A 23,554-nucleotide genomic window follows, 5' to 3' on the forward strand; every position below is an offset into this window, starting at 1 on the left:
GCTGCCGTCACCGGCGGCCACGTGCGTGCCGCCGGTGGCGGGTCGCAGCCGGTGGAGCCGATCCGCCCGGTACCCGGGAAAGGTCAGTTGATCGTGACCTTGGCGCCGACGGTCCCCGGGGAGGCGTGCAGCTCCAGGTGCGTGAGGCTGGCCGTCTTCGGGATGTCGAACACCAGCACGCCGCTCGACCCGACGCCCGGGTTGTACTCCGTGATCCCGAAGTTGTCGTGCTCGAAGTTGACGAGCAGGGCCGCGCCGTAGTCCAGGCCGTACATGGTCCCGTCCGGGCCGAAGGCGCGCTGGCTGGACGACATGTACCACGTCTGCCGCTGGCCGATGTTCTTCACACTCATGTCGACCAGGCAGAACTGCCCCTTGGCCTGCTGGTCGAGCACCCCGGAGCGGACCTCCGGCACCCCGCACTGCACCTTCGTCACCGTGAACTCGAAGACCCCGTCCCGGACCGGCGTGTTCAGCCCGACCGTGACCGGCGACGGACTGGCCGACGGGGTCGGCCACGAGAACGGTGTGCGGGTGTCGGCCGCGCCGGGCCGGGCCGGACGCCGGTCGGAGGCGTCGTCGCGGGACCGGAGTACCAGGAAACCGGCGACGCAGCATGCGCCGATCAGCAGGAGCGCGCCGAAGGTCGCGCCGAGGACGATGAACAGGGTGCGGTTGCTCTTCCCCGCCGGGGGCTGCGGGTAGCCCGGGACCGGGCCGGCGGGCACCGGGTGCGGGCCGGTCGGCTGCGGGCCGGTCGGGTGGGCGCCGCCCGGGATCTGGAAGCCGCCGGTCGGCGGGTCGCCGGGGGTCTGGAAGCCGTCGGTCGGCTGCGGGCCGCCCGGCAGGTGGAAACCGCTGGTCGGCTGGGGTCCGGTGTGCGGAGCGACGGGGTCGGTCGCCGGCAGCCCGCCGGTCGCCGGGGGAGCGCTGACCGCCGGGGACGCGTCCGAGGGGCTGTCCGAGGCCGGGGACCCGCTCGGGGCCGACCACGGATCCGGGGAAGTGGGCTGGTGGCCCTCCGACGGGGTCGGCTCGGGACCGGGCTCACTGGGCGCTGACATGACGGTCCTTCGGGTCCTGGGGCGGGGCTCAGGGACGATACCCCTGCTCAGGGCCGGTTGAGGGCCCGTGGCCGCCGAATTGTGACCCTCCCGACCCCGGGGAGCCCGACCGGGGCCGCGTCGTCCGCGTCATGCGGCGGCGTCGTTCCCGTGGCGCGCCGCCGCCTCGGTGTCGGCCTGGCGGGGACGAGGGCCGACAGCTGGGAGGTCCATCGTGGCGGTCGGATCGGGTGAGCTTGACGGTCCCGCGCGCACCACCTAGAAAGAGGGCTCGCGTTCGGGTCTACCACGGGGAATGTCGACATGCGTCGTTTGGGTGTATCGGTACTGGTCACTGTGCTCGCGCTCGCCGGATGTTCGGACGGCTCACCGGGAAAGGCCGTGGAAAAGAGCGGGGCCGGTCCGGCCGCGTCGGCGGACTTCGCCCTGGACGACAGCGGGGACGCGACGGCGGCGGTCCTGAAGTTGGACAAGAGCCTGTGTGGCAGGTTCGACCTGCGGCCGTTGCTCGCGGTCTACCCGGCCATCAAGGCGGGGTCCGCCACCGCCGAGGAGGAACTGGTCAGCTGTTCGTTCAGCTACGCCAAGGACGCACCCGAGCGGCTGTCAGGATGGATGAACATCTCCGACCGGAAGTCCGCCCGGCTGGCCAGGTTCACCGTGCGGGGACTGTTCGTCGGGGAGGGCGAGGAGGACAGGAATCCGGAGGTGCTCGCCGACTTCGCGCAGCCCGCCTTCGTCGTCGCGAGGCGCAGTAAGCCCGACGCGAACTACCACAGCGTGAGCTACAACCTGTACGCGCAGGCGGACAGCCTCACCGTCGACTTCTTCTTCATCGTCGAGAGCGCCTCCCCGTTGCCGCCGAACGACAAGCTGCGGCCGGCGGTCCTCGACGCCGCGCGGAACACGCTCCTCCGCGTCACCGGGTGAGGCGCGCCCCGGTACCCGTCGGATCGGATCTTTCCCAGGTGGGTGGAAACGGACACCGGCGGGCCGGGCGCGTGGAAGCATGATCCTGGTGACCGGACCGGGGGAGGAACGCGTGACGGCTGACGGCACGTCCGGGGGCGACCGGTGGCGGTTCGAGGACCCGGGCACCGACTTCCCCTACTACGACGGCCGCCCCGTCGCGCTCACCACCCGCCAGTGGTGGCTGGTCGTCGCCGCCGTGGCCGTGGCGTTCGCGGTGCTGATCGCGCCGATCCGGGGCCTCAACGGCACGTACACCCAGCTGATCCCGGCCCTGGTCTTCGCCGCCCTCCCGCTGGCCGTGCTCGCGTGGGCCGCGCCGGGGCACTGGACCGCCCTGTTCCGCCGGGTCCGGGCGCGCGACGTCGGCTGGATGGTCGGGTTCTGGCTGCTGAACCTGGTGGTGACGTTCGTGGTCGGCGGCCTCGTCTCCGTCGTGTTCGGCACGAAGGCCAACCCCGCCGTCGAGGGCGTCGGCGACCTCGACACGGCGGGGAGGGTGATGTTCTTCCTCAAGACCCTGCCGCAGCTCCTCGGCGAGGAACTCCTCACCGTCCTGCCGTTCCTCGCCCTGCTCACCTGGCTGCACACCCGGAAGAACCTGAGCCGCAAGCGGGCGGTACTCCTGTCCTGGCTGCTCACCGCGCTCATGTTCGGCGCGCTGCACCTGCCGACGTACGACTGGCAGGTCGCCCAGGCGCTGATCGGGATCGGGGCGGCCCGGGTGGTGCTGACGGCCGCGTACATCAAGACCAAGAACCTGTGGGTGTCGACCGGCGCGCACGTCCTCAACGACTGGTCGCTGTTCGCCCTGGCCCTCTGACCCGCGAGGCTGACGATGAAGCCGATCGAATACACCCCTGACGGCGGGTACGTGTTCGCCGCCGACGAGGACGACATGAACCTGCTGCTCGCCGGTCTGGGGCTGCTGGAGGACGACCTGGTGGGCTACTCCCCGGAGACCAACGCCCGGGCGAAGGTGCTCCGCGGCGCGCTGCTGCGGTTCTTCGAGGCCGAGGCCGCCTGAGCCGGTGGGCGGCGGGGCCGGTGCCCGAGCGGCATCCCCCGCACTCCCCGGCTGTCCGAACTGACCGGGCTCGCCGGCGCCGCCCAGCCCCACCTCACCGTGGGGGTCGTCGCGGAACCGTCACCTGAGGACTGACGTGGCCGCCCGCGAGGAACGGCGTGGGCGTCGCGGGTGAGCGCGGCCGGACCTACCGTCCGCACACCGGGGAAGCGTTGGCCGGCACGGCGCCTCCGGCGGACTTCGCAGACCTGGTCGCCCGCACGTCCTGTTGCCGGTGGTCGATAGATTGGGATCATGGCGAAGGTTCTGGACCAGCTTCCGGCGTTGATCGGCCTGATGGGCGTCGTCGTCGGCGGGCTGGGGACGCTGCTGACCACCCGGTTCAACGAGCGGGCCAGGTGGCGTCGGGAGCAGCGGGTCCGGTGGGACGCGCGGCGCCTGGACACGTACGTCACCTACGCGGCGGTGGTGAAGGAGATCCACGCCGTGGCGCTCCGGATGACCGCGAACCATCGGCGGGTCACGTGGTCGCAGGCCATGGACTACGACCTCGGGCTGGAGGCGATCGCGCAGGCCGACCTGCGGCGGACCCGGGAATGGGAGTCCATGCTCCTGCTCGGCGACGAGGCCACCGTCGGCGCGGCCCGGGACTGGTGGACGGCGATCGTCAGGGTGGAGCGGATCGCCCGCGGGCTCCCGGCGTTCGACAACGAGGACTGGGACCTGGCGATCGAGGGGGTCGACACGGCCCGGGACCGGTTCTACGTGGCGGCCCGGGCGGGCCTGTCGGTGGACGGCGGATCCGTGGCGCAGGGGCCACACCAGCGTGCGAGGGCTTGGCGGGCGTGACCGCGCGCGGCCCGCGATGATGGTCGGCCGGCATCCGGTGACCGCCCGATGGACCGGACGCGGCGTCAGCCACCCGGGGTCGGGGTCAGACCAGGGTCAGCAGGTGGTCGGTGGGGGTGTAGTCGATCTTCCAGTCGGTGTAGACGCCCGCGAACGCGTCCCGCCGGCACAGCAGCCCCACCGTCACCCAGCGGACCGTCCCGTCGTCGCCCAGGGTGAACGCGACCGCCGCCTCGAACTCGCCGCCGCCGCACGGGCACTCGGCCTCGTCGGGTTCGGCCTCGTCCCAGTACTCGCCGCTGTCCGCGAGGAACGCCCGGGCCCCGCACGCCGCGCACTCGCGTTCCGCCGCGCCCTCGGTGTCGTCCAGGCGCACCACGAACGCGCGCCCGCCGCACCCGGCGCACACGCACGCGACGACCCTCAGTGGACGCCCGTCGCCCCCGTCGGCGAACAGCTCCACGAGCTGCGCGGGTACGGACTCGTCGATCTGGTCGTCAGGATGCACGCCGCCATCGTCGCAGACCCGTTCCGCGCCCGACCGTCCGACGACCGGCCAGACTTCCGCCGGGCCAGGGACGCTGGGTGGACGCGTCGCGCATCGCGGCGAACGTTCGTCCGTTGACGAACACAGTGGGCGTCCATCGGCCGCCGGGCGGGAGGACACCTCTCGGCGGCCGGCCTGGCGGGCAGCCGGCGGCTACCGGACCGGCAGCTGTCTGCCGCAGGGGCGACCTGGGGCGGGCCGAACCCGCCACGCGCGTACCCGGAAAAGGGGTTCAGGAGGCCCAGATCGTGCGGACGTGGTTGATGTGCAACGTCATGATCTTCTCGGACTCCTCGGTGTCGCCCTTGGCGATGGCGTCGAGGAGGGTGTGGTGCTCGCGGGCCGAGTCGACCAGGCCGCCGCGCTCGTGCAGCTCGGTGAGGCCGTAGAGCCGGGAGCGGGTGCGCAGGTCGTTGACGACGCTGACCAGGTGCTGGTTGCCGGCGAGCGCGAGGAGGCCGAGGTGGAAGCGCAGGTCCGCGTCGATGTAGGCGATCAGGTCGCCGCGTTCGGCGGCCGCGACGATCTCGTCGGCGATGGGGCGCAGCGCGGTGAGCGCGGGCTGGCTGGCCTGCTCGATCACCCGGCGCATCATCGGGACCTCGATAAGGGCGCGGATTTCGAGGAACTCGTCGAGGTCGCGGTCCGACAGCGCGGTGACCCGGAAGCCCCGGTTGCGGACGACCTCGAACATGCCCTCCTTGACCAGGTCGAGGAGGGCCTCGCGGACGGGCGTGACCGAGACGCCGAACGTGCTGGCGAGGGTGGCGGCCGAGTAGACCACGGCCGGGCGGAGCTCACCGGAGATCAGGGCGGCGCGCAACGCGGCGGTGACTTCCTCACGGAGGGTGCGCCGGGCTGCGGACGGCAGCCGGAGCGTGGGGAGGTCGTGCTCGCTCACCACAGGGTTCTCCGTTCGCCAAGGTGACCAGACGTTACCACCTGAGAGTCGGGAACCCGGTGTCGCGAAGGCCCGATTCTATGTAGTACGTCATATGCTAGGTCACTCTTCGGGCGGCTGCCAGCCGGCCACGATCATGGATAGGTACGGACCTCCACCGGCACCCTTGGCGAAGTCGGCCCTGCCAACAGCGTGCGGTCGTCCTGCGCACCCGTCAAGCCGGCAGGTGAAGGGGGCCTGCGGGGACCCGTCGCTCCCGGCCACGGCGTCCAGATCGATCGGCGGGTCGGCCCGTCCGGCTCGGGTGCCGTCCACCGGTGCGGCCGAGGGCCACCATCGGTGCGGGGCGGCCGGGCTGGGCCCCTCGCCTGGCCCGGCCGCCCCAACTCTCGCCGCGGCGACGACCGCGCGCCGCGCTCCACCAACGGACCGCGCCGCCCGCGCCGCCCGCGCTATCCGCGCCATCCGCGCCGCCAGGCGCTGCCGGGCGCTACCCCGCGCCGTACCAGGAAAAACTGCTCCATGCGTTTCGGGGAAGCCGTCGGTCGCCGGGGGCGGCGGACCGACGACTTCCCCGAGGGGTCCGCGTCACCGAGGGGCCGGCGGCGCGGCGGGTGGGGGTGCCGGGGAGGAGGGACCCGGCACCCCGTGTCCTACGGCTGCACGGTCCACTTCTGGTTGGCGGCCCCGGAGCATGTCGCCAGCTCCAGTTTCGTGCTGTTCGCGGTGCCGTTGCCCACCGGCGCCAGGCACTTGCCGCCCAGCCCGGTCACGGTCCCGTCGGACGCCTGCACCCACTGCTGCCCGGCCGCGCCGGAGCAGTTCTGGACCGCCACGACCGCCGCCGTCCCGTCCAGGCAGACGCCGTTCTTGCCGGTCAGCGTGCCGTTGCCGTTGAAGGCCCACTGCTGGTGCGGGGCACTGTTGCAGGAGTAGAGCGTCGGCTGCGTCCCCGGGGTGGTCACCCCGGCGGGCAGGTCCGCGCACTTCGACGACGTCTGGTGCACGAGGGCACCGGCGGTCGGCAGGGCCGGCGGCACCGTGCCGGTGGCGGACAGCTCCGCCACGGACGTCCACGGCCCGCGGTTGCCGGCCTCGGTGGTCGCCTTGAGCCGGAGGTAGCGGCCGATCTTCGGGGCGAACGTCACCGTCTTCTCGGTCGCGTCGTCGGCGAAGGTGCCGGTGGCCACGGCCGTGCCCCAGTTGCTGGTGGAGTCCGACACGTAGACCTCGTAGGAGCCGATCCGGCCGTTGACGCCGCCGTCCTGGCGGGGCAGGACCTTGAGCGAGTCCACCTTGTACGACGCCCCCAGGTTCACCTGGATCTCGTGCGGCAGGGTGCCGCCGTTCCAGACGGAGTGCCACATGGTGGACGTGTTGCCGTCGAACGCGTTGGTCGCCGCGTCGCCGCCGGTGGTGTTCTGCTGGCTGTCGACGTACTGCAGGGACCAGCCCGACTTCGGGATGGGCTGCGAGCCGGTCGGCGGGGTGGTCGCCGTGGGCAGGGTCGCCCCGGTCAGGGTCACCGCGAACGCGCCCGACTGGGAGCCGACCTTGGTCCAGAGCACCTTGCCGTCGAAGTACCAGCCGGTGGCGGCGCTGTCGTAGCCGGCCTTGGAGGACTGCTGCGTCAGCGTGGTCGAGCCCAGCTTCACCGTGCTCGGCGCGCCGGCCAGGTGGGTGGTGAACTCGTAGCCCCGCGAGGAGGGCTTGCCGGTGTAGGAGCCGGTGGAGGCGCCCACGTTGACCGTGATGTCGCCGGTGCCCGTCGTGGGCGCGGTCATCGTGACGGCCTGGGTGGCCGAGGAGCCGGTCCGGTACGCCCGGGTGATCCCGTCGTCCTCGTACAGGGTGAAGGAGGAGTTGCCGCGCGGGTACAGGTCGTACGTCAGCGTGGAGACGGCCTTCTCGCCGGTGTAGTTCATCTGCGGCCACATCGGGACGATGGCACCGCCCTTGACGAACAGCGGGAGGGTGTTCAGGGGCGCGCTGTAGTTGTTGATGGTGGTCGGTCCCTGGTAGACGGTCCCGGTCCAGTAGTCGGTCCAGGTGCCGGCCGGCAGGTAGATGCCGTCGCGGGTGCTGGTGTTGGTGACGACGGGGGCGACGAGGAACGAGTCGCCGGACAGGAACTGCCCCGACGTCTGGTTGCCCCGGGCGACCGGGTCGTTCGGGTAGTCCAGGACCATGGCGCGCACGGCCGGGGTGCCGGTGACGCTGGCGTTCTGGCTCATCGTGTACATGTACGGCATCAGACGCATCTTGAGCTGCAGGTACTTGCGGTTGATGTCGTTGTGCGCGGTGTCGAAGCGCCACGGCTGCTTGTCGCTGTACCCGGCGGCCGGGTTCGTCGCGCCCCAGCCGGACATGGTCATGAACGCCGGGGTGAACGCCTTCCACTGCAGGTCGCGGGCGTAGGTGTCCGGCGAGCCGCCGTAGATGCCGTCAACGTCGCCGGAGGCGTAGTTGAGCCCGGACAGGCCGGCCCCCGCGATGGCCGGCACGTGCCAGCGCATGTTGTCCCAGTCGCCCTCGGTGTCACCGGTCCACACCACGGCGTTGCGCTGGGTGCCGGCCCAGCCGTCCACGGTCCAGACGAACCGGCGGGCGTCGGAGTTGTCCTCGATCCCCGCGACGGCCTGGTTGACGCCGGTGAACGCGTTCTTGTAGCCGCCGCCGACCCAGGCGACGTCCGTCTTCACCGCGCGGGTGCCGGACACGCCCACCTCGGTGCCGATGTTGCCCAGGGTCCGCTCCGTCCACAGGCCCGTCTTGAAGCCCTTGGCGTTGAGGTCGGCCACGGTCTGGGTCAGGTCCTCGTACTCGCAGCCGTAGCCGTCGTTCGGCAGGAACCAGCCCGAGGGCATGTCCTTGGCGCGCGCGTCGGTGGCGTAGGCGACCACGTCGGGGGTGTGCCCGTGCCCGGCCCGGTTCACGGGGCCGCGCGCCGGGTCCGTGTTCCAGGTGCTCCAACAGTCGGCGTTGCCGAGCTCGAAGCCCCACATCGGCGCGAGGAACGGCTTGCCGGTGACGTCGGTGTAGGCGTTCAGGACGCCCTTGAGGTCACCGGGGCCGTTGCCGGCGAAGTAGTACGCGTCGAACCGGTTCTCGTTGTGCGTCAGGGCCGACGGGCCGGTGAACGCGTAGGAGCCGGTGGACCAGGTGTTGCGCAGGACGCCGTACCCGTTGGTCGACATGTAGAACGGCGCCGGGGAGGCGTTGTCGTTCTCGTTCCAGTGGTTGTCGATCTTGACGGGTACGGTCTTGTCGCGCAGTGCCCACTCGCCGAGCCGCAGCCCGGTGCCGTAGAACTGCTCGTCGGCGCCCCGGGTCAGCGACTGGGTCGTCGCGCTCCCCGTCCAGCTCAGCGCGGCGCTCTCCGACCACAGCAGCGTCGTGTTGTCGGCCTTGTACGCCGAGAACCGCAGCGGGGTCTTGTTCACCCGCAGCGAGACGGAGCTGGTGGCGACCTTGTAGTACGTGCCCTCGTCGGTGAACGCCGGCGCGGTGTACCCGAAGTCGGTCTTGATGGTGATGTCCGTGCCGGCCGGGTCGTCGTACGTCCCGTTCGGCGCGACCTGCACCCGGAAGATGTCGGCCCGCGCGAAGACCACTCTGGCCTTCGCGGTACCCGACGTCGTGATGTTGTACGTGTTGCCGGACTTGCTGAACCCGGTCACGTCCCCGGCGGTGGCGGCGGCCGCCGGGGAGAGGGGAACCACGCTCAGCGCGCCGCCGACGAGCAGCGCTCCGATGAATAGGCGGAGTCTTCGAGGGGAAGTCATGGCGTCATTGGACGAACGCTTGAGCATTCATGTCAATACTTGACTGGAAACGAGCAACTGCGTGCACCAATGCGCGTGAGCCCTGCGTATTCACGCAGATTCCGTGCAGGATCGCGGCCATCGTTGTCACATATTGCAAGTTCGCCACGGCCCGGCCCCGCCCCGGCCATGGGCCTACCCGCCGGGGGGCGTGCCTCAGGCGTTGACGTCCTCCAGGGCCTGCTCCGGCCGGGCGGCGGGCGTCCCCACCAGGTGCGCCACCACCTCGGCCACCACCCCGGGGTCCCGCAGGATCCGCCGGTGCCCCAGACCTTCGGTCGACCGCAGCTCCGCCCCGGGCCACGCCGCCACCAGCGTCTCCGCGTCGGAGTGCCGGACCTCCTTGTCCCGCAGGTCGTGCACCAGCAGCGCCGGCGGCAGCGGCGACACGGCCGCCCGGGCCCGGACCGGGACGTCGAAGTCGGTCATCCGCCGCTTGACCCGCAGTTCGAGCCGCGACAGGAAGGCCACCCGGGTCCGCTCGGAGAACCCGAAGGTCGCCGCGTAGTCCCGGGTGTAGGGGATCGCGTCGGCCATCGCGGCGACGAGGACCAGGTGCCGGGTGCGCAGGCCGTCGAGGACGGCGATGGCGGCGGCGGCCCCGCCCAGGGAGTGCCCGACGACGGCGTGCGCCGGCCCGACCGCCTCGACGACCCGGGTCAGGGCCACCGTGAACTCGGGCAGCAGCCCGCGCCCCCTGCCGAAGGACCCGGCGTCGGAGTCCCCGTGGCTGGGCGCGTCGAGGGCCACCACCCGGAACCCGGCGTCGAGCAGCGGCTGGCGGAACGCCGCGAACTGGCCGCGCCAGCCGCCCCAGCCGTGCAGCAGGTACACGATCGGGCCCTCGCCCCAGGACTCGACGACCACCGACCGGCCGTCCACGGGCACCACGAACCGTTCGCCGGGGACGTCGAAGGGGCGGACCGGGCCGCGCGGGACGGTGCACCACAGGCGTTCGGCGAGCCGGACGGCGGCGGGCGGGGCGACCTTCTCCAGGGTGCGGAACGTCACCCGAAGAGAACGAACGATCGTGCTTTTTACGAGCGAGACCTCAGCCATGGCGTACTCCAAAAAAGGGTTTTAGGGTCGGGCGTTGTTCAGGAGGGTGTCGAACGCGCGCCGGGCCCGGGTCTCGGCCAACGGATCGCGTAGCAGCCGGAACGCGTGGTAGAAGCCCAGCATCACGCCGTTGACGTCGTGCGCGAACTGCTCGGCGTCGGCGTCCGCGCGGAAGGTGCCCTCGGAGACCCCGGCGCGGAACATCTGCGCGACGGAGTCCAGCATGTCCTGGTGGTCGTGCACGAGCTGCTCGCGGACCGGGCCCTCCCGGTCGTCGAACTCGGTCGCCGCCGACACGAACAGGCAGCCGGCGGCGAAGGTGAGCCCCAGGTCCAGCCAGCGGTCGAGCATGACCTGCAGCCGGGGCTCGCCGCGCGGGGCCGCGAGGGCCGGGCGCAGGACGAGGTGGGTGAAGTTCTCCCGGGCGTGCGCCAGGACCTGCAGTTGCAGGGCCTCCTTCGACCGGAAGTGGCCGAACAGCCCGCTCTTGGACATGTTCATGCTGGTGGCCAGCGAGCCGATGGTCAGCCCCTCCAGGCCGAGCCGGGCGGCGATGGTGGTCGCCTCCTCCAGCACGGCCTGCTTGGTCAGCTCACCCTTGCTCATGGGGCCCATTCTGCGCACGGTCGTGCGGAAGTGTCAACCGGCGCACCAGGCCGAGCGCGTCCTCCACGCTCCCGGTGACGTCGGGGATGGGGTAGAGCACACCGCGTACGGTCCGGGCGGCGTCCACCACCAGCGTCAGGCGCTTGAGCCGGGCGGTGCCGGCGGCCCGGAACGTCGGCAGCCGCAGCGCCGTGGCGAGTTCGAGGTCGGAGTCCGACAGCAGCGGGAACCGGATCCGCTCGGCGGCGGCGAACGCGGCCTGCTCGGCCGGGGTCTGGGTGCTCACCCCGTGCACGGTCGCGCCGAGGGCGGCGAACTCGGCCAGCCGGTCGCGGTACGTGCAGGACTCCAGGGTGCAGCCGGCCGCGCCGGGGACGCCCGCGGCGCCCAGGCCGGTGCCGGGGTAGCAGTACAGCACCGTCCAGGGGGTGGCCGAGACCGGGTCGAAACCCTCCAGAACCGGGATCCGGGTACCGACGAGGGAGTGCACCCGGCGCGCCTCCGCCGAGTCCGGCGCGGCCGTGGCCGTCGTGCTCCCGTCACCCATCAGCCACCGGTCCCCCCAGTCCTGGAGCGCGACCAGCACGGGCAGCAGCCCCCGGCCGAGCTCCGTCAGCACGTACTCCGACCTCGGCGGCCGGTCCGTGTACGGCCGCCGCTCCAGCACCCCGTGCCCGACCAGCCCGACCAGCCGCTCGGTGAGCACCTTGCGCGAGACGCCGAGCGAGGACCGCAGCTCCTCGAACCGGTGCAGCCCCCGGGCCACGTCGCGCAGCACCAGCAGGCTCCACCAGTCGCCGACCACGTCGAGGGACTGGGCGATGGCGCAGGCGGGGTCCCGCAGCCGGGTTGTGCGGTCCATGCCGACCAGTCTAGGGTCAGTTCCGAAAAGAGACTAATTCGAAGTACCCCGGTGCGCGACATCCCCCGCCTCGTCTGGGTCCTGGCCGGCGGCCGGTTCGTCAACGCGATCGGCTCGTTCGTCTTCGTCTACCTGTTCCTGTACCTGACCGGCCCCCGGCACCTCACCCTCGGCCAGGCCGCGGTGGTCACGGCGGCCAGCGGCCTGGGCGTGCTCGCCGGCAACTTCACCGGCGGCTGGTTCGGCGACCGGTTCGGGCACCGGCGCACCCTCGTGGTCACCTCGGCGGTCGTCGGCCTCGGCATGATCGCCGTGCCCTGGCTGCCCTCGGGGGCGCTCGCCGTCCACCTGGCCCTCGTCGGGTACGCCAACGCCACCCTCATCGTGTCCCAGGGCGCGCTGGTGGCCCTCGCCGTGCCCGAGGGGGACCGCCGCCGGTCGGTGGCCGTCAGCCGGGCCGCGTTCAACGCCGGGTGCGTGCTCGGGCCGCCGCTGGGCGCGGTGCTCGCGAGCCACTCCTACACGTGGATGTTCGTGGTCGACGGGCTGGTGACCCTGGCGGTGCGGTCCGTGACGGTGCGGATGCTGCCCCGGGAGCCGGCCGTGGTCCGGCACGCGGGGGAGTCCGGTTCCGTCGTCCGGGGTGCGGGGGACCCCGGACGACGGTCCCCGGCCGGCGGCCCGCCGTTCTGGCGCACCCTGCTCGCCGACCGCCGGCTGCTCGCCCTGCTGCCCGCGATCGTCGCCGTCGACCTCGTCTACCGCCAGCTCTACTCGACCCTGCCCGTGTACCTGCGCGACCACGGCCATCCCGTCGGCCTGTACGCGGCCCTGATCGCGCTGGGCTCCGGCCTGATCCTGGTGTGCGAGATCCCGGTGACCCTGGCGCTGCGCGATCGGCCGCCCCTGGGGATCATCGGCACCGGGTACCTGCTGGTGGGGGTGGGTTTCGCGTTCTTCGGCCTCGGCCCGGCGGCCTGGACCATCGTGGTCGGCATGATGGTGCTGACCGCCGGGGAGATCCTCTACAAGACCACCGCGAACGCGCACGTGGTCGACGCCGCCGCCCCCGAGCTCGTCGGCCGCTACCAGGGCCTCTACGTCGGCCTCGCCACCAGCGGCACCCTGCTGTCCGCCCCGCTCGGCGCCGCCGTCTACGCCCGCGCGCCCGGCGTCCTGTGGGGAGGGTGCGCCGCGCTCGCCGCCGGGGCCGCCGTCCTCACCTGGTGGTCGGCGCGGGTTCCCGCCAGGGTCGCCGACCCCGTGTAAACGGCCGGCCCTTGCCGGTCCCTTGCCTACTCCCTTGTGCCGTTGTTCCGAACGGGAAAGTCCCCTTAACGTCCGTTCACCGGGTCGGACCTAGATCGAATCCCCTCACACGGCCCGGTGAAGGGAACAAGATGTCCAGCAGGAAGATGACGGTCGCCATCGGGGTGGCCGTGGTCGCCGTCGCGGTGACGGGGGTCGGCCTCGCGCAGGCCGGCACCGGGGCCAGCGGCGAGACCCTGGTGACCGCTAGGGCGCTCACCCCCGAGGCGCGGGCCGCCGCGCTGCGGGTCGGCCAGGACGAGGCCGTCGCCGCCGCCAAGGCCCTCGGCCTCGGCGCGAGCGAGAAGCTCGTCGTCAAGGACGTCGTGGTGGACTCCGACGGCTCCCGGCACGTCCGGTACGACCGCACCTACGCGGGCCTGCCCGTCGTCGGCGGCGACCTGATCGTGCACCGCGCCCCCGGCGGGGCCGTCCGGAGCACCCAGAAGGCCGTCAACGCCACGGTGACCGTGCCGAGCACCACGCCGAAGGTCAGCGGCCCCGCGGCAGCCTCGCGGGCCACCGGCGCGGTCGCCGGGATCACGGCGGGCAAGGCCAGCCCCGAGCTGGTCGTCTACGCCGTCGACGGCACCCCCACCCTGGCCTACCGCAGCACTGTGGAGGGTACTGACGCCGAGGGCCACTACGCCAAGTCCGCCGTCGTCACCGACGCGCAGACCGGCGCCCTGATCACGACCTACGAGCTGATCCACTCGGCCGTCGGCTCGGGCAAGGGCCAGCACAACGGCACGGTCAGCCTCGACACCACCCAGTCGGGCTCGCAGTACACGATGACGGACCCGGTCCGGGGCAACACCAAGGTGATGGACTCGCGCAACAGCCCGGATACCAACCCGGGCCAGAACGCGGTCGCCTACACCGACGCGGACAACGCGTGGGGCAGCGGCGCCAACTCCGACCGGGCGACGGCCGGCGTGGACGTCAACTACGGCCTGGCCCGCACCTGGGACTACTACAAGAACGTGCACGGCCGCTCGGGCATCCGGGGCGACGGGGTCGGCGCGACCGCGTACGCGCACGTGGGCAACAGCCTGGTCAACGCGTACTGGAACGACGACTGCTTCTGCATGTCCTTCGGCGACGGCGGCTCCCAGAACGGCAACCTGCCGCTGACCTCGCTGGACGTGGCCGGGCACGAGCTGACCCACGGGGTCACGAGCAACACGGCCGGCCTGCAGTACCAGGGCGAGTCCGGCGGGCTCAACGAGTCGATGAGCGACGTGTTCGGCACGATGGTGGAGTTCAACGCGGGCAACGCCAACGACGCGGGCGACTACTACATCGGCGAGAAGATCGGCTTCAACGTCGGCGGTTCCGGCGCGATGCGGCGGATGGACAACCCGACCGCGGACGGCGTCAGCAAGGGCTGCTGGTACTCCGGCGTCGGCAGCCTCGACGTGCACTACTCCTCGGGCATCGGCAACCACGCGTTCTACCTGCTCGCCGAGGGCAGCGGCACGAAGACGATCGGTGGCCGGGCGCACAACGGCACCACGTGCAACAGCTCCACCGTGGCCGGGGTCGGCCGGGACAAGGCCGCGAAGATCTTCTACCGCGCGCTGACCACCTACATGGGCTCGACCACGAACTACTCGCAGGCCCGCACCGCGTCCCTCAACGCGGCCAAGGACCTCTACGGCGCCTCGTCCGTCGAGTACTGGCAGACGTCCGTGGCCTGGGCGGCCGTCAGCGTCGGCACCGCCGTGCCGCAGCCGACGAGCACCCCGACCGGCGGTCCGACCTCGTCCCCGACGGCGTCGCCGACCACCTCGCCGACCGTCGGCCCCACCACGGGCCCCGGCGGCAACCTGATCGCGAACCCGGGCTTCGAGTCGGGCGTCACCGGCTGGACCCAGTCCGCGCAGGACATCACGAACAGCACGCAGCAGGTACCGCACGGCGGCACGTGGTACGCCTGGATGAACGGCGTGGGCTCGGCGAACACCGAGACCCTGTCCCAGAGCGTCACCATCCCCTCCAACGCCGCCGGGACCCTCACCTTCTGGGTGAAGATCTCCACGGCCGAGTCCGGCTCCACCGCGTACGACACCCTCAAGGTGCAGGTGGGGAACACGACACTGGCGACGTACTCGAACGCCAACGCCAGTGCCGGATATGTCCAGAAGACCGTGAACCTCAGCGCGTACCGGGGCCAGACGGTCACGCTGAAGTTCCTGGGCACCGAGGACCAGTACCTGCAGACGACCTTCCTCGTCGACGACGTGTCGCTGACGTAGGAGAGGCCGCCGGATGAACCGGCGGGTCCGGACGGTGGGCGCCGTCCGGACCTGCCGGTCTTTCGCGTACCCCGGGAGGAAGCGCACACTGTCCCGCATGAGCGATCAACCGACCCTGTTGGGGCGCGAGGACGTTCTCGAACGGTGCCGGGCCCAGCTGGACACGGGTGCCGGCGTGCTGCTGTACGGGCCGGCCGGCATCGGCAAGTCCGCGGTCGTGGAGGCACTGGGCGCCGAGGCGGCCGCCCAGGGGCAGCTCGTCCTGCGCAGCACGCCCTCGGCCGTCGAGGCCGGACTGCCGCACCTGACGCTGTGCGACCTGTTCTGCGGCGTGCTGGACGTGGACCCGCCCACGCTGCCCGGCCACCTGCGGGCCGCCCTGGAGACCGCCCTGCTGCGCGGCGCGCCCCTCGCCGGCGCGGCCACCGACCAGCTCGCCATCCGGCTCGGCGTCCTCGAACTGCTGCGCGGGCTCGCCCTGCGCGGCACCGTCCTGCTCGTCCTCGACGACGCGCACTGGATCGACCCCGCCAGCGCCGAGGTGCTCGCGTTCGCCGCCCGCCGGCTCGGCACGCTGCCCGTCCGGATGCTCGTCACCGAACGCGTCGAACCCGGCTCCGAACCCCTCGCCATCGAGCTGCTCCCGCCGCAGATGACGGAGATCCCGCTGGACGGGCTGCCGGAGACCGTCCTGGGTGAACTGTTGCGCAACCGGCTCGACATGCCGTTGACGGGCGACACCCTCGGCCGGGTACGGGCGTCCAGCGGCGGCAACCCGCTGTACGCGCTGGAACTCGGCCGGGCCCTGCGCCGCCGGGGCGAACCGGTGCGCCCCGACGAGCCGCTGCCCGTCCCCGACCGGCTCCGCCCCCTGCTGTCCGCCCGGCTGGCCGAACTGCCCGTCCAGGCCATGCCCGCGCTGCTCCTGGTCGCCGCCGCCGCCCGCCCCGGCCGCGAACTGCTGCCCACCGACGACCCGGGGCTGGCCGTCGGCCTGGCCACCGGCGTGCTCGGCCTGTCCCCGGGCGGCGAACTGCGGTTCAGCCACCCGCTGCTCGGCGAGCTCGTCTACGCCGACGCCACCCCGGCCCAGCGCCAGGCCGCGCACACCCGGCTCGCCGACCTCGTCCCCGACCCCGTCGAACGGGTCCGGCACCGGGCCCTGGCCACCCCGGGACCCGATCCGGCGCTCGCCCGGGCGCTGGAGGCGGCGGCAGAGGTGGCCCTCGCCCGGGGCGCGCCGGGCACCGCCGCCGAGCTGTGCCGCCTGGCCGCCGAGCACACCCCGGAGATGTCGGGGGAGATCAACGGATCATTCGGGTACTTCGGCGACGCGGCCGGTGACGCTTCCGGCGGCCCGGACCAGGTCGACGGCCCCTTCCTCGTCTCGCACCGCCTGCTCGCCGCCGCCCGGCACGCGCACGCCGCCGGCCTGCCCGAGCAGGTCCGCTCGGCGTGCCTGGCCGTCACCCGGGGCCCCGACCACACCGACCGGGTCGGCGCGCGGCTCCTGCTCGCCCGCCTCCCCGGCCAGGACCCGGCCGAGGTCAAGACCCTGCTCGACGCGGCCGAGATCGACGCCACCGGCGACCCCCGGCTCACCGGCTGGGTGCTGCTGGCCCGCGCCTACCAGACGTTCCGTGAGACGGGGGTCCGGGTCGGACCGTCCGGACTGGACCGGATCGAGCAACTCGCCCGCGACGCCGCCGACGAGGAACTGGAGGTCGAGGCGATCGCGACCCGCCTCGCCCACCAGCTGCACCGCGACCCGAAGGGCTCCCTGGAGATCCTCGACCGGGGCTGTGCGCTCGCCCACGGCCAGCCGCTCACCGAGGCCACCATCTTCATGCGGCAGATCCAGGCCGTGGCGCTGGTCCGCTCCGGGGACGTGACCGGGGCGCTCGGCACCCACGAACGGCTGAGGGCCGACACCGAACGCGCCGGCCGGACCCTGGACCTGTGCGACCTGCTGTTCACCGCCACCGGCCTGTACGAGCGGGCCGGCCGGTGCGCCGAGGCCCACGCCACGGGCCAGTACGGCGGGCGGCTCCGGGCGGAACTGGAGTCCGACCGGCTCGGCGAGCTGCTGCAACGCGGCGCGGCCGAACTCAACGGCGGCACCGCCGAGCGCGCCTTCGAACTCCTCGACGCCGCCGCCTCCGCCTGGGCGCGCACCGACGCCGTCGAGTGGCTGGCCTACGCGCTCGGTCTGCGCGGCCGGGCCGAATGGCTCCTCGGCCGGTACGAGGCGTCCGCGCGCAGCCAGCGCCGCAGCCGGTCCCTCCTGCACCGCCAGGGGTACACCGACCCGGCGATGTTCCTCGTCGACGCCGACCTCGCCGAGTGCCTGATCCTGACCGGCGCGACCGCCGAGGCCGCCGGCCTGCTGGGCGAGGCGCGGGCCGAGGCGAACCGGCTGGGCCGCGACGTCGTCACCCTGGGCCTGACCCGGTCCCGGATCCTGCTCGACGGCGTGACCGGCGACCCCCGGGCGGCGGCCGACGCGTTGCGCGCCCAGCTGCCGGCCGAGCACCCGTACCCGCTGGAGGTGGCCCGCGCGCTGCTCACCCTCGCCGCCCTGGAACGCCGGGCCCGGCGGCGCGCGGCGGCCCGGGCGGCGTTGCAGGACGCCGTGGAGCGCTACACCCTCGCCGGGTGCGTGCCCTACCTGCGCTACGCCGAGGCGGAACTCGCCCGCCTGGACGCGCCCGAGGGCCCGCTGACCGACCTGGAACTGCGGATCGCGGAGCTGGTCCGGGCCGGGGCCACGAACCGGGAGATCGCCGGGGTGCTGCACCTGTCGGTGAAGGCCGTCGAGGCGAACCTGACCCGGCTGTTCCGCCGCCTGGGCGTCCGCAACCGGGCCGAACTGATCAGCCGGGCGCCGACGGCCTGAGGCGCGGACCGGCCGCCCGGTCCGCGCCCTCCGACATCAGCCGCCGCCCGCCCGGCTCGTCACCGACACCCAGTCCACCAGCATCGGCTTCCCGGACACGGTCGCCGCGTTCGGGCCGCCCGGCATCGTGCCGCCGACCGCCACGTTCAGGATCAGGAAGAACCCGTGGTCGGTGGCCTGCCGCCAGGTCGCCGCGTCCACACTGTCCGCCCGCACCGTCTGGGTGAGGACCCCGTCGACGTACCAGCGGACCTCGGCGGCCTCCAGCTCCACCGCGTAGCTGTGGAACCCGGTGACGCACGCCGCGCACGGCCGCTCGCCCCCGCCCAGCCCCTTCGGCTCGGCGCACGGCCCGCCCTGGTAGACCCCGCAGTGCATGGTGGCCAGGACGCCCGGCCGGCCGTTGAGCTGTTCGACGATGTCCAGCTCGCCGACGCCCGGCCAGCCGGTGTACCCGTCGCGGAGCCGGTCGCCGAGCATCCAGAACGCGGGCCAGTACCCGGCGCCGTTGCCGGGGTCGACCTGGGGGAGCTGGATCGACGCCTCGACCCGCAGCGTGCCCGACCTCGGGGTGGCGAAGTCGGCGCGCCGGGTCTCGATCCGCCCCGACGTCCACCTCCCGTCCTTGAGGGTCGGGGTGATCGCGAGCCGGCCGCCGGCGACGGTCACCGCCTCGGCGGTCATGGTCTCGACCTCGCCGGTGCCCCAGTTCTGCGCGGGGCAGCCGGGATAGCAGGTGCCGAGGTCGTACAGCCAGTCGCGGGTGGACAGTGCCGTGCCGTCGAAGTCGTCCCGCCAGACCTGCTGCCAGCCGGTGCCGCCGAGCAGGCCGCGCTGTTCGAGCAGCTGGTCGATCCGGGGCGCGAGCAGCGTGGTCAGGGTGGCGGTCAGGTGGCTGTCGTCGCGGTAGAGCAGCACGCCGCCGATGACGGCCGGGCACTGCTCGGCCGGGCAGAGCAGGTCGTTCACGTCGACGACCCGCACCCCGGCCGGGGGCCGCTCGGCCAGCGGGTCGGGGCGCAGCGCGGCGGCGCGCGGGAACTGGCAGGCCCGCCAGTCGTCCAGCGCCCCGGACACGCAGGTCGGGATGTCGCGCCCGGGCAGCGGGGTGGCCCGCAGGTACCCCACGTTGAGGTCCCCGAGCCCGGCGAGGGTGGCGTCCCAGCCGGCCCTCGGGTCGGGCACGTACGCGTTGAGGGAGGCCACCAGGACGAGCTTGGGTTTCGGCCAGGCGTTGACCCGCCCGAGGGCGTGCCGGCGCCACTCGGCGCACTCGCGGTACTCGCGGCCGAGCTGCGGGTTGACCACGCTCAGGGTGGCCAGGGGGCAGCCCTGTTTGGTGAGGACCTCGACACCCAGGCCGCGCCGCCCGGCGAGCTGGAGCACGGCGGGGAACCACTGCGCGGCCTGCGAGTCCCCGAGCAGCACGATCCGGTCGGCGGAGACGGCCCCCGCCGAACCGGCCCCGAACCGGCACGGCGGACTCTCCACCGCCGCCGGCGCGACCAGGCACTCCCCGGGCAGCGGCCCGTAGTCCACCCGCGCGGCGGCCGGCGGCGGCACCACCGGCCCGCGCACCCCGGGCACCCCCGACGTCGCGGCGGCCGTGAACTCCGCCAGCGACGGCACCCGGCCGCCCCCGGTCCCGAGCCCGCGCGCCGCGTCGGTGCCGAGCAGCAGCCCGGCGATCAGCGGCAGCACGACGGCCGCCGCCCCGATCGCCAGCCCCCGGCGCGGGAACGCCGAGATGCTCACGGAGAACCGCACGGGGCGCTCCACGAGCCACAGGGTGGCCGCGGCGGGCAGGCCGGCGCCCAGGACCAGGGCGAGCTTCACCGGCCAGTCCAGCGGGCCCTGGGCGGCCTCCGCGAGGACCAGGACGGGCCAGTGCCACAGGTACCAGGCGAAGGACAGCCGGCCGACCAGCCGGACCGGGGCGAGGGTGAGCAGGGACCGGGCCGGCCCCGCGTTGGACAGCAGCACCGCGACGGCGCCCAGGGTGGGCGCGAGGGCGGCGGTACCCGGAAAAGGGGTCTGGCTCGTGAACAGCGCGGTCGAGGCCCCGATGGCGGCCAGCCCGGCCGCCCCGAGGACCCCGCGCGCCCACACCGGCACCCGGGCGGCCCACGGCGCGGCCAGGGCGGCGAGCCCGCCCACCCCGAACTGCCAGGCCCGCGACGGCGAGGACAGGTACGCCAGCGGCCCGGACGTCTCCGTCCAGTGCAGCGACAGCGCGAACGACGCCGCCGTGCCCGCCACCAGCACCCCGGCCACGACCAGGAGCGGCCGGCGCCGGGCCAGGTACGCCACGAGGGCCAGCACCGGGGCCCAGAGCAGGTAGAACTGCTCCTCGACACCGAGCGACCAGTAGTGCAGCAGCGGGCTCGGGTCCCCGGCGTGCAGGTAGTCGGTCTCGGTGGCGACGAACCGCCAGTTGCCGACGTGCAGGGCGGCGGCGAGCACATCGGCGGCCACGTCGCGCTGCCGGAGCGGCGGCAGCAGCACCCAGCCGGCCAGGGCCGTCGCGACCAGCACGAGCCCGGCGGCGGGCAGGATCCGCCGGGCCCGGCGGGCGTAGAACTCGGCGAGGGACACCCGGCCGGTGCGGGACAGCTCCGCGACGAGCAGACCGGTGATCAGGAAGCCGGAGATGGCGAAGAAGACGTCCACCCCGACGTAGCCGCCGCCGAGGTGCGGCACGGCGGCGTGGAAGCCCAGCACGGTGAGGACGGCGACGGCGCGCAGCCCCTCGATGTCGGCCCGGAAGCCGGGCCTGGCGGACCCTACCGTGTCCACGGCAGCATCGGGTCGACGAGCCCGGAGGCGATCAGGGCGAGGGTGGCCAGCACCAGGGTGGCGGCCAGGCCCTCGGGCCAGCCGTAGCCGGTGGTCCTGCGGCGGCCTGCGGAAACAGTGGTCATGACGACTCCCTACGGGTGAGCATCGGTCGGAGCAGAGCGAAGATCAGAGGCACTGTGAGGTACGAGGTGAGCGCGACGTAACCGGCCATCGCCCAGTGGTCGCGCCCGCCGAACCGGACGAGGTCGTAGCCGAGCCCCACCCAGGACAGCAGCGTCGTGGCCGACAGCCAGCCGATCGCGACCCGGGCCACGGTGTCGGCCAGCCTCGACTTCCCGGTCCCGGTGCCGGTGGGCACCCAGGTGACGCTGCGCCGGCGCAGCGTGTGCACCAGGGCGGCCCCGGCGGCGAAGCTGACCAGCAGGTGCGACCGGATCACCTCGACCCGCCAGTGCGTGGTGGACACCATCGGCAGCAGCACGAACCACATCCACACCGGCAGGATGATCGGCAGCACGTGCCAGGGCCGGATGTCCTCCGGATACAGCAGCATCATGATGATCGGCGGCAGCGGGGCGGCGAACGCGTTCACCGCTGTCAGGACATAACTGAGAATGCCGTTCCAGTAGGACACCTTGAAGCGCCACGGGGCGGACATCCGGTGGAAATCCCGGTCGTGCAGCAGGTGCAGATTGCCCATCGCCCACCGGTACTGCTGGTTGATGTACGCGGGCAATGCGTCCGGCGACAAACCCTTCGCGAGCACGATCGGGACATACTGAGTCCGGTATCCGTGTTTCAGCAGTTCCAGACCGGTGTACATGTCCTCGCTGTGTTCGAGTTTCGCGAATCCGTCGATCTCCTCGATAGCCGAACGCCGATAGAGCGCGTTGCTCCCGCAGCAGATCGCCGCATTGTCGGCGTCGCGGGACGGTTGCAGCCAGCGGAAGAACCATTCCTGCGCCGAGCCCGCCGAACGCTGGATCCAGTTCATCTCCGGATCGGTGTCGAAGAACTGCGGACTCTGCACGATCCCGACCGCCGGATCGGCCAGGTACGGCGCGAGGTGCCGGAGGAAGTCCGGCCGGGGACAGAAGTCCGCGTCCAGGATCGCGATCAGCTCGGCGCCGCTCACGGTCAGCGCGTGGTTGAGGTTGCCGGCCTTCTTCAGGAAGCCCCGGTCGGGCCGCACCACGTACCGGAAACCGTGCCCCAGGGCCAGTTCGCGCACCTCGGGGCGGTCGCCGTCGTCGAGCACCCACACCGTGAGCGGGCCGTCCCAGTCGAGCGCGGACACCGCGCGGTAGGCGTTGCCGAGCACGTCGAGCGGTTCGCCGCAGGTGGGCAGGAAGACGTCCACGCCCGGGACGGTCGCGGGGGTCCACGACCGGACCAGCAGTTCGTGCGAGGCGCGGGTCAGGCGGCGCTGGCGTTGACCGTCCACGAGGGACAGGCCCCAGCCCGCGACATTGACCGCCAGCACCGCGAGAAAGACCCACAGCGCGGGATGCCGCAGCGCGAACAGGAATAGCGTGACGGCAGTGAATATGTAGGAGAAGAGTACGGACAGGAGCACCCAGCGGCGCTGCGGACCGAAATACGAGTAGAGCTCGTCATCGTCGGGTGGAGCGGGGAGGAGCGTCGTCGCGGACATGCTGAAGGAAGACCCCCTGGACATGGGTCTGAATACGTGGGAATCGACGCGAGGCCGACCGGGCTGCCACACTGCCGGCCGGTCGACAGCTTTTAGTAAACACGCCTCGCAGTTAATGTGGGAAGCGTAAAGCCGACGCTGTGATCGGGCTCACCGGATACGCATTCCATTCTGGACGGTAATGATCCGTACGCCATTTCCCGGTCATCCGTTGTTTAATGGCGGGCATGGAAGACGCCAGCAACCGCACCCGCGCCGTGTACGACAAGGTCGCCGACCAGTTCGCCCGCCTGCACAGCCACATGCCCCCCGCGATCGTCACGCTCGCCGACGACTTCGCCCGGGTCGGCGGCGCGGCCGGGCCCGTCCTCGACCTCGGCTCCGGCGCCGGCCGGGACATGGTCTTCTGGGAGGCGCGCGGCGCCCGGGTCGTCGGCCTGGACCTGTCCGCCGGGATGCTCGCCCACGCGGCCGGGCTCGTCGCCGGGCCGCTCGTGCGGGGCGACATGCTCCGGCTGCCGTTCGCCGACGCGTCCTTCACCGGGGTCTGGTCGATCGCGTCGCTCCTGCACCTGCCGTACGCGGTCGCGCCCCGGGCCGTGGCCGAGATCGGCCGGGTGCTGAGGCCGGGCGGGGTGCTGGCGCTGAGCGTGCAGGCCGGCGACGGCGAGGCGTGGGAGGCGGGGCCGTACCCGGAGGCGGGGGAGCGGTTCTTCGCCCGGTACAGCCTGGCGGGGGTGCGGAAGCTGGTGTCCGGGGCCGGGCTCGCGGTGGGGGACTCCCGGGCGATCCGGCACGGGGACGGGCGCGGGTGGTTGCAGGTGCTGGCCGTCCGACCGGCGCCGAGGCCGCCCCGGCCGTGACGCCCGCGCGGTCCGTGACGCCCGCGCGGTCCGTGGGGGCCGCGCGGCCCGGGCGGTAATGTCTGCCG

At 72.8% G+C, this 23,554-nt stretch carries 18 protein-coding genes; 8 read left to right on the top strand and 10 right to left on the bottom strand.

Annotation, left to right across the window (positions count from 1 at the left end):
* Positions 1–83: 83 nt before the first annotated feature.
* Positions 84–1,064, bottom strand: coding sequence for a DUF4352 domain-containing protein (locus AB0M43_RS22695; RefSeq protein WP_363727717.1), 981 nt, complete (start codon positions 1,062–1,064; stop codon positions 84–86).
* Positions 1,065–1,445: 381 nt separating this feature from the next.
* Here AB0M43_RS22695 and AB0M43_RS22700 point away from each other — a divergent pair, with 381 nt between their 5' ends.
* The 4 genes from AB0M43_RS22700 to AB0M43_RS22715 all read left to right on the top strand — a co-directional run bounded on the left by AB0M43_RS22700 (position 1,446) and on the right by AB0M43_RS22715 (position 3,909).
* Positions 1,446–1,994 carry a hypothetical protein gene (locus AB0M43_RS22700; protein ID WP_363727719.1) on the top strand — a complete coding sequence of 183 codons (549 nt, stop codon included), beginning with the start codon at positions 1,446–1,448 and terminating at the stop codon, positions 1,992–1,994.
* A 112-nt stretch (positions 1,995–2,106) separates the two neighbouring features.
* Positions 2,107–2,856 (top strand): type II CAAX endopeptidase family protein, encoded by a 750-nt coding sequence (locus tag AB0M43_RS22705; protein ID WP_363727721.1) that lies wholly within the window; start codon positions 2,107–2,109, stop codon positions 2,854–2,856.
* Positions 2,857–2,871: 15 nt separating this feature from the next.
* On the top strand, positions 2,872–3,060 hold the full coding sequence (locus AB0M43_RS22710) for a hypothetical protein (protein ID WP_363727723.1): 189 nt from the start codon (positions 2,872–2,874) through the stop codon (positions 3,058–3,060).
* Between the two features lie 294 nt (positions 3,061–3,354).
* The gene (locus AB0M43_RS22715; protein ID WP_363727725.1) at positions 3,355–3,909 is read left to right on the top strand and encodes a hypothetical protein; all 555 of its coding nucleotides are present in this window, start codon (positions 3,355–3,357) and stop codon (positions 3,907–3,909) included.
* Positions 3,910–3,994: 85 nt separating this feature from the next.
* On the opposite strand, the gene AB0M43_RS22720 is transcribed toward AB0M43_RS22715, so the two are convergent.
* The 6 genes from AB0M43_RS22720 to AB0M43_RS22745 all read right to left on the bottom strand — a co-directional run bounded on the left by AB0M43_RS22720 (position 3,995) and on the right by AB0M43_RS22745 (position 11,708).
* On the bottom strand, positions 3,995–4,417 hold the full coding sequence (locus tag AB0M43_RS22720; RefSeq protein WP_363727727.1) for a hypothetical protein: 423 nt from the start codon (positions 4,415–4,417) through the stop codon (positions 3,995–3,997).
* 271 nt (positions 4,418–4,688) lie between these two features.
* A complete protein-coding gene (locus tag AB0M43_RS22725; protein ID WP_363727729.1) occupies positions 4,689–5,357 on the bottom strand; it encodes a GntR family transcriptional regulator in 669 nt (222 codons plus the stop codon).
* A gap of 653 nt (positions 5,358–6,010) precedes the next feature.
* Positions 6,011–9,142 carry a TIM-barrel domain-containing protein gene (locus tag AB0M43_RS22730; protein WP_363727731.1) on the bottom strand — a complete coding sequence of 1,044 codons (3,132 nt, stop codon included), beginning with the start codon at positions 9,140–9,142 and terminating at the stop codon, positions 6,011–6,013.
* Between the two features lie 195 nt (positions 9,143–9,337).
* The gene (locus AB0M43_RS22735) at positions 9,338–10,192 is read right to left on the bottom strand and encodes an alpha/beta fold hydrolase (protein WP_363727733.1); all 855 of its coding nucleotides are present in this window, start codon (positions 10,190–10,192) and stop codon (positions 9,338–9,340) included.
* A 69-nt stretch (positions 10,193–10,261) separates the two neighbouring features.
* Positions 10,262–10,846 (bottom strand): TetR/AcrR family transcriptional regulator, encoded by a 585-nt coding sequence (locus AB0M43_RS22740; protein WP_363727735.1) that lies wholly within the window; start codon positions 10,844–10,846, stop codon positions 10,262–10,264.
* Positions 10,833–11,708: a winged helix-turn-helix transcriptional regulator gene (locus AB0M43_RS22745; RefSeq protein ID WP_363727737.1), complete on the bottom strand. Its 876-nt coding sequence runs from the start codon at positions 11,706–11,708 to the stop codon at positions 10,833–10,835. Before AB0M43_RS22745 ends, AB0M43_RS22740 begins: the two co-directional genes overlap by 14 nt.
* 51 nt (positions 11,709–11,759) lie before the next feature.
* On the opposite strand from AB0M43_RS22745, the gene AB0M43_RS22750 reads away from it, so the two are divergent.
* The 3 genes from AB0M43_RS22750 to AB0M43_RS22760 all read left to right on the top strand — a co-directional run bounded on the left by AB0M43_RS22750 (position 11,760) and on the right by AB0M43_RS22760 (position 18,170).
* Positions 11,760–12,977: an MFS transporter gene (locus tag AB0M43_RS22750; RefSeq protein ID WP_363727739.1), complete on the top strand. Its 1,218-nt coding sequence runs from the start codon at positions 11,760–11,762 to the stop codon at positions 12,975–12,977.
* Positions 12,978–13,108: 131 nt separating this feature from the next.
* Positions 13,109–15,274, top strand: a complete 2,166-nt coding sequence (locus tag AB0M43_RS22755; protein ID WP_363727741.1) for a M4 family metallopeptidase — start codon at positions 13,109–13,111, stop codon at positions 15,272–15,274.
* 97 nt (positions 15,275–15,371) lie between these two features.
* Positions 15,372–18,170, top strand: coding sequence for a LuxR family transcriptional regulator (locus AB0M43_RS22760; protein ID WP_363727743.1), 2,799 nt, complete (start codon positions 15,372–15,374; stop codon positions 18,168–18,170).
* 36 nt (positions 18,171–18,206) lie between these two features.
* On the opposite strand, the gene AB0M43_RS22765 is transcribed toward AB0M43_RS22760, so the two are convergent.
* The 3 genes from AB0M43_RS22765 to AB0M43_RS22775 are packed head-to-tail and all read right to left on the bottom strand — an operon-like array spanning position 18,207 to position 22,623.
* On the bottom strand, positions 18,207–20,966 hold the full coding sequence (locus AB0M43_RS22765; protein ID WP_363727745.1) for an acyltransferase family protein: 2,760 nt from the start codon (positions 20,964–20,966) through the stop codon (positions 18,207–18,209).
* Positions 20,954–21,091 (bottom strand): hypothetical protein, encoded by a 138-nt coding sequence (locus AB0M43_RS22770; protein WP_363727747.1) that lies wholly within the window; start codon positions 21,089–21,091, stop codon positions 20,954–20,956. Before AB0M43_RS22770 ends, AB0M43_RS22765 begins: the two co-directional genes overlap by 13 nt.
* Positions 21,088–22,623, bottom strand: a complete 1,536-nt coding sequence (locus AB0M43_RS22775; RefSeq protein ID WP_363727749.1) for a cellulose synthase catalytic subunit — start codon at positions 22,621–22,623, stop codon at positions 21,088–21,090. Before AB0M43_RS22775 ends, AB0M43_RS22770 begins: the two co-directional genes overlap by 4 nt.
* A 227-nt stretch (positions 22,624–22,850) precedes the next feature.
* Here AB0M43_RS22775 and AB0M43_RS22780 point away from each other — a divergent pair, with 227 nt between their 5' ends.
* Positions 22,851–23,486 carry a class I SAM-dependent methyltransferase gene (locus AB0M43_RS22780; RefSeq protein ID WP_363727751.1) on the top strand — a complete coding sequence of 212 codons (636 nt, stop codon included), beginning with the start codon at positions 22,851–22,853 and terminating at the stop codon, positions 23,484–23,486.
* The last annotated feature ends 68 nt before the right edge of the window (positions 23,487–23,554 follow it).

This window comes from Longispora sp. NPDC051575 (assembly GCF_040681875.1).
Lineage (GTDB): Bacteria > Actinomycetota > Actinomycetes > Mycobacteriales > Micromonosporaceae > Longispora.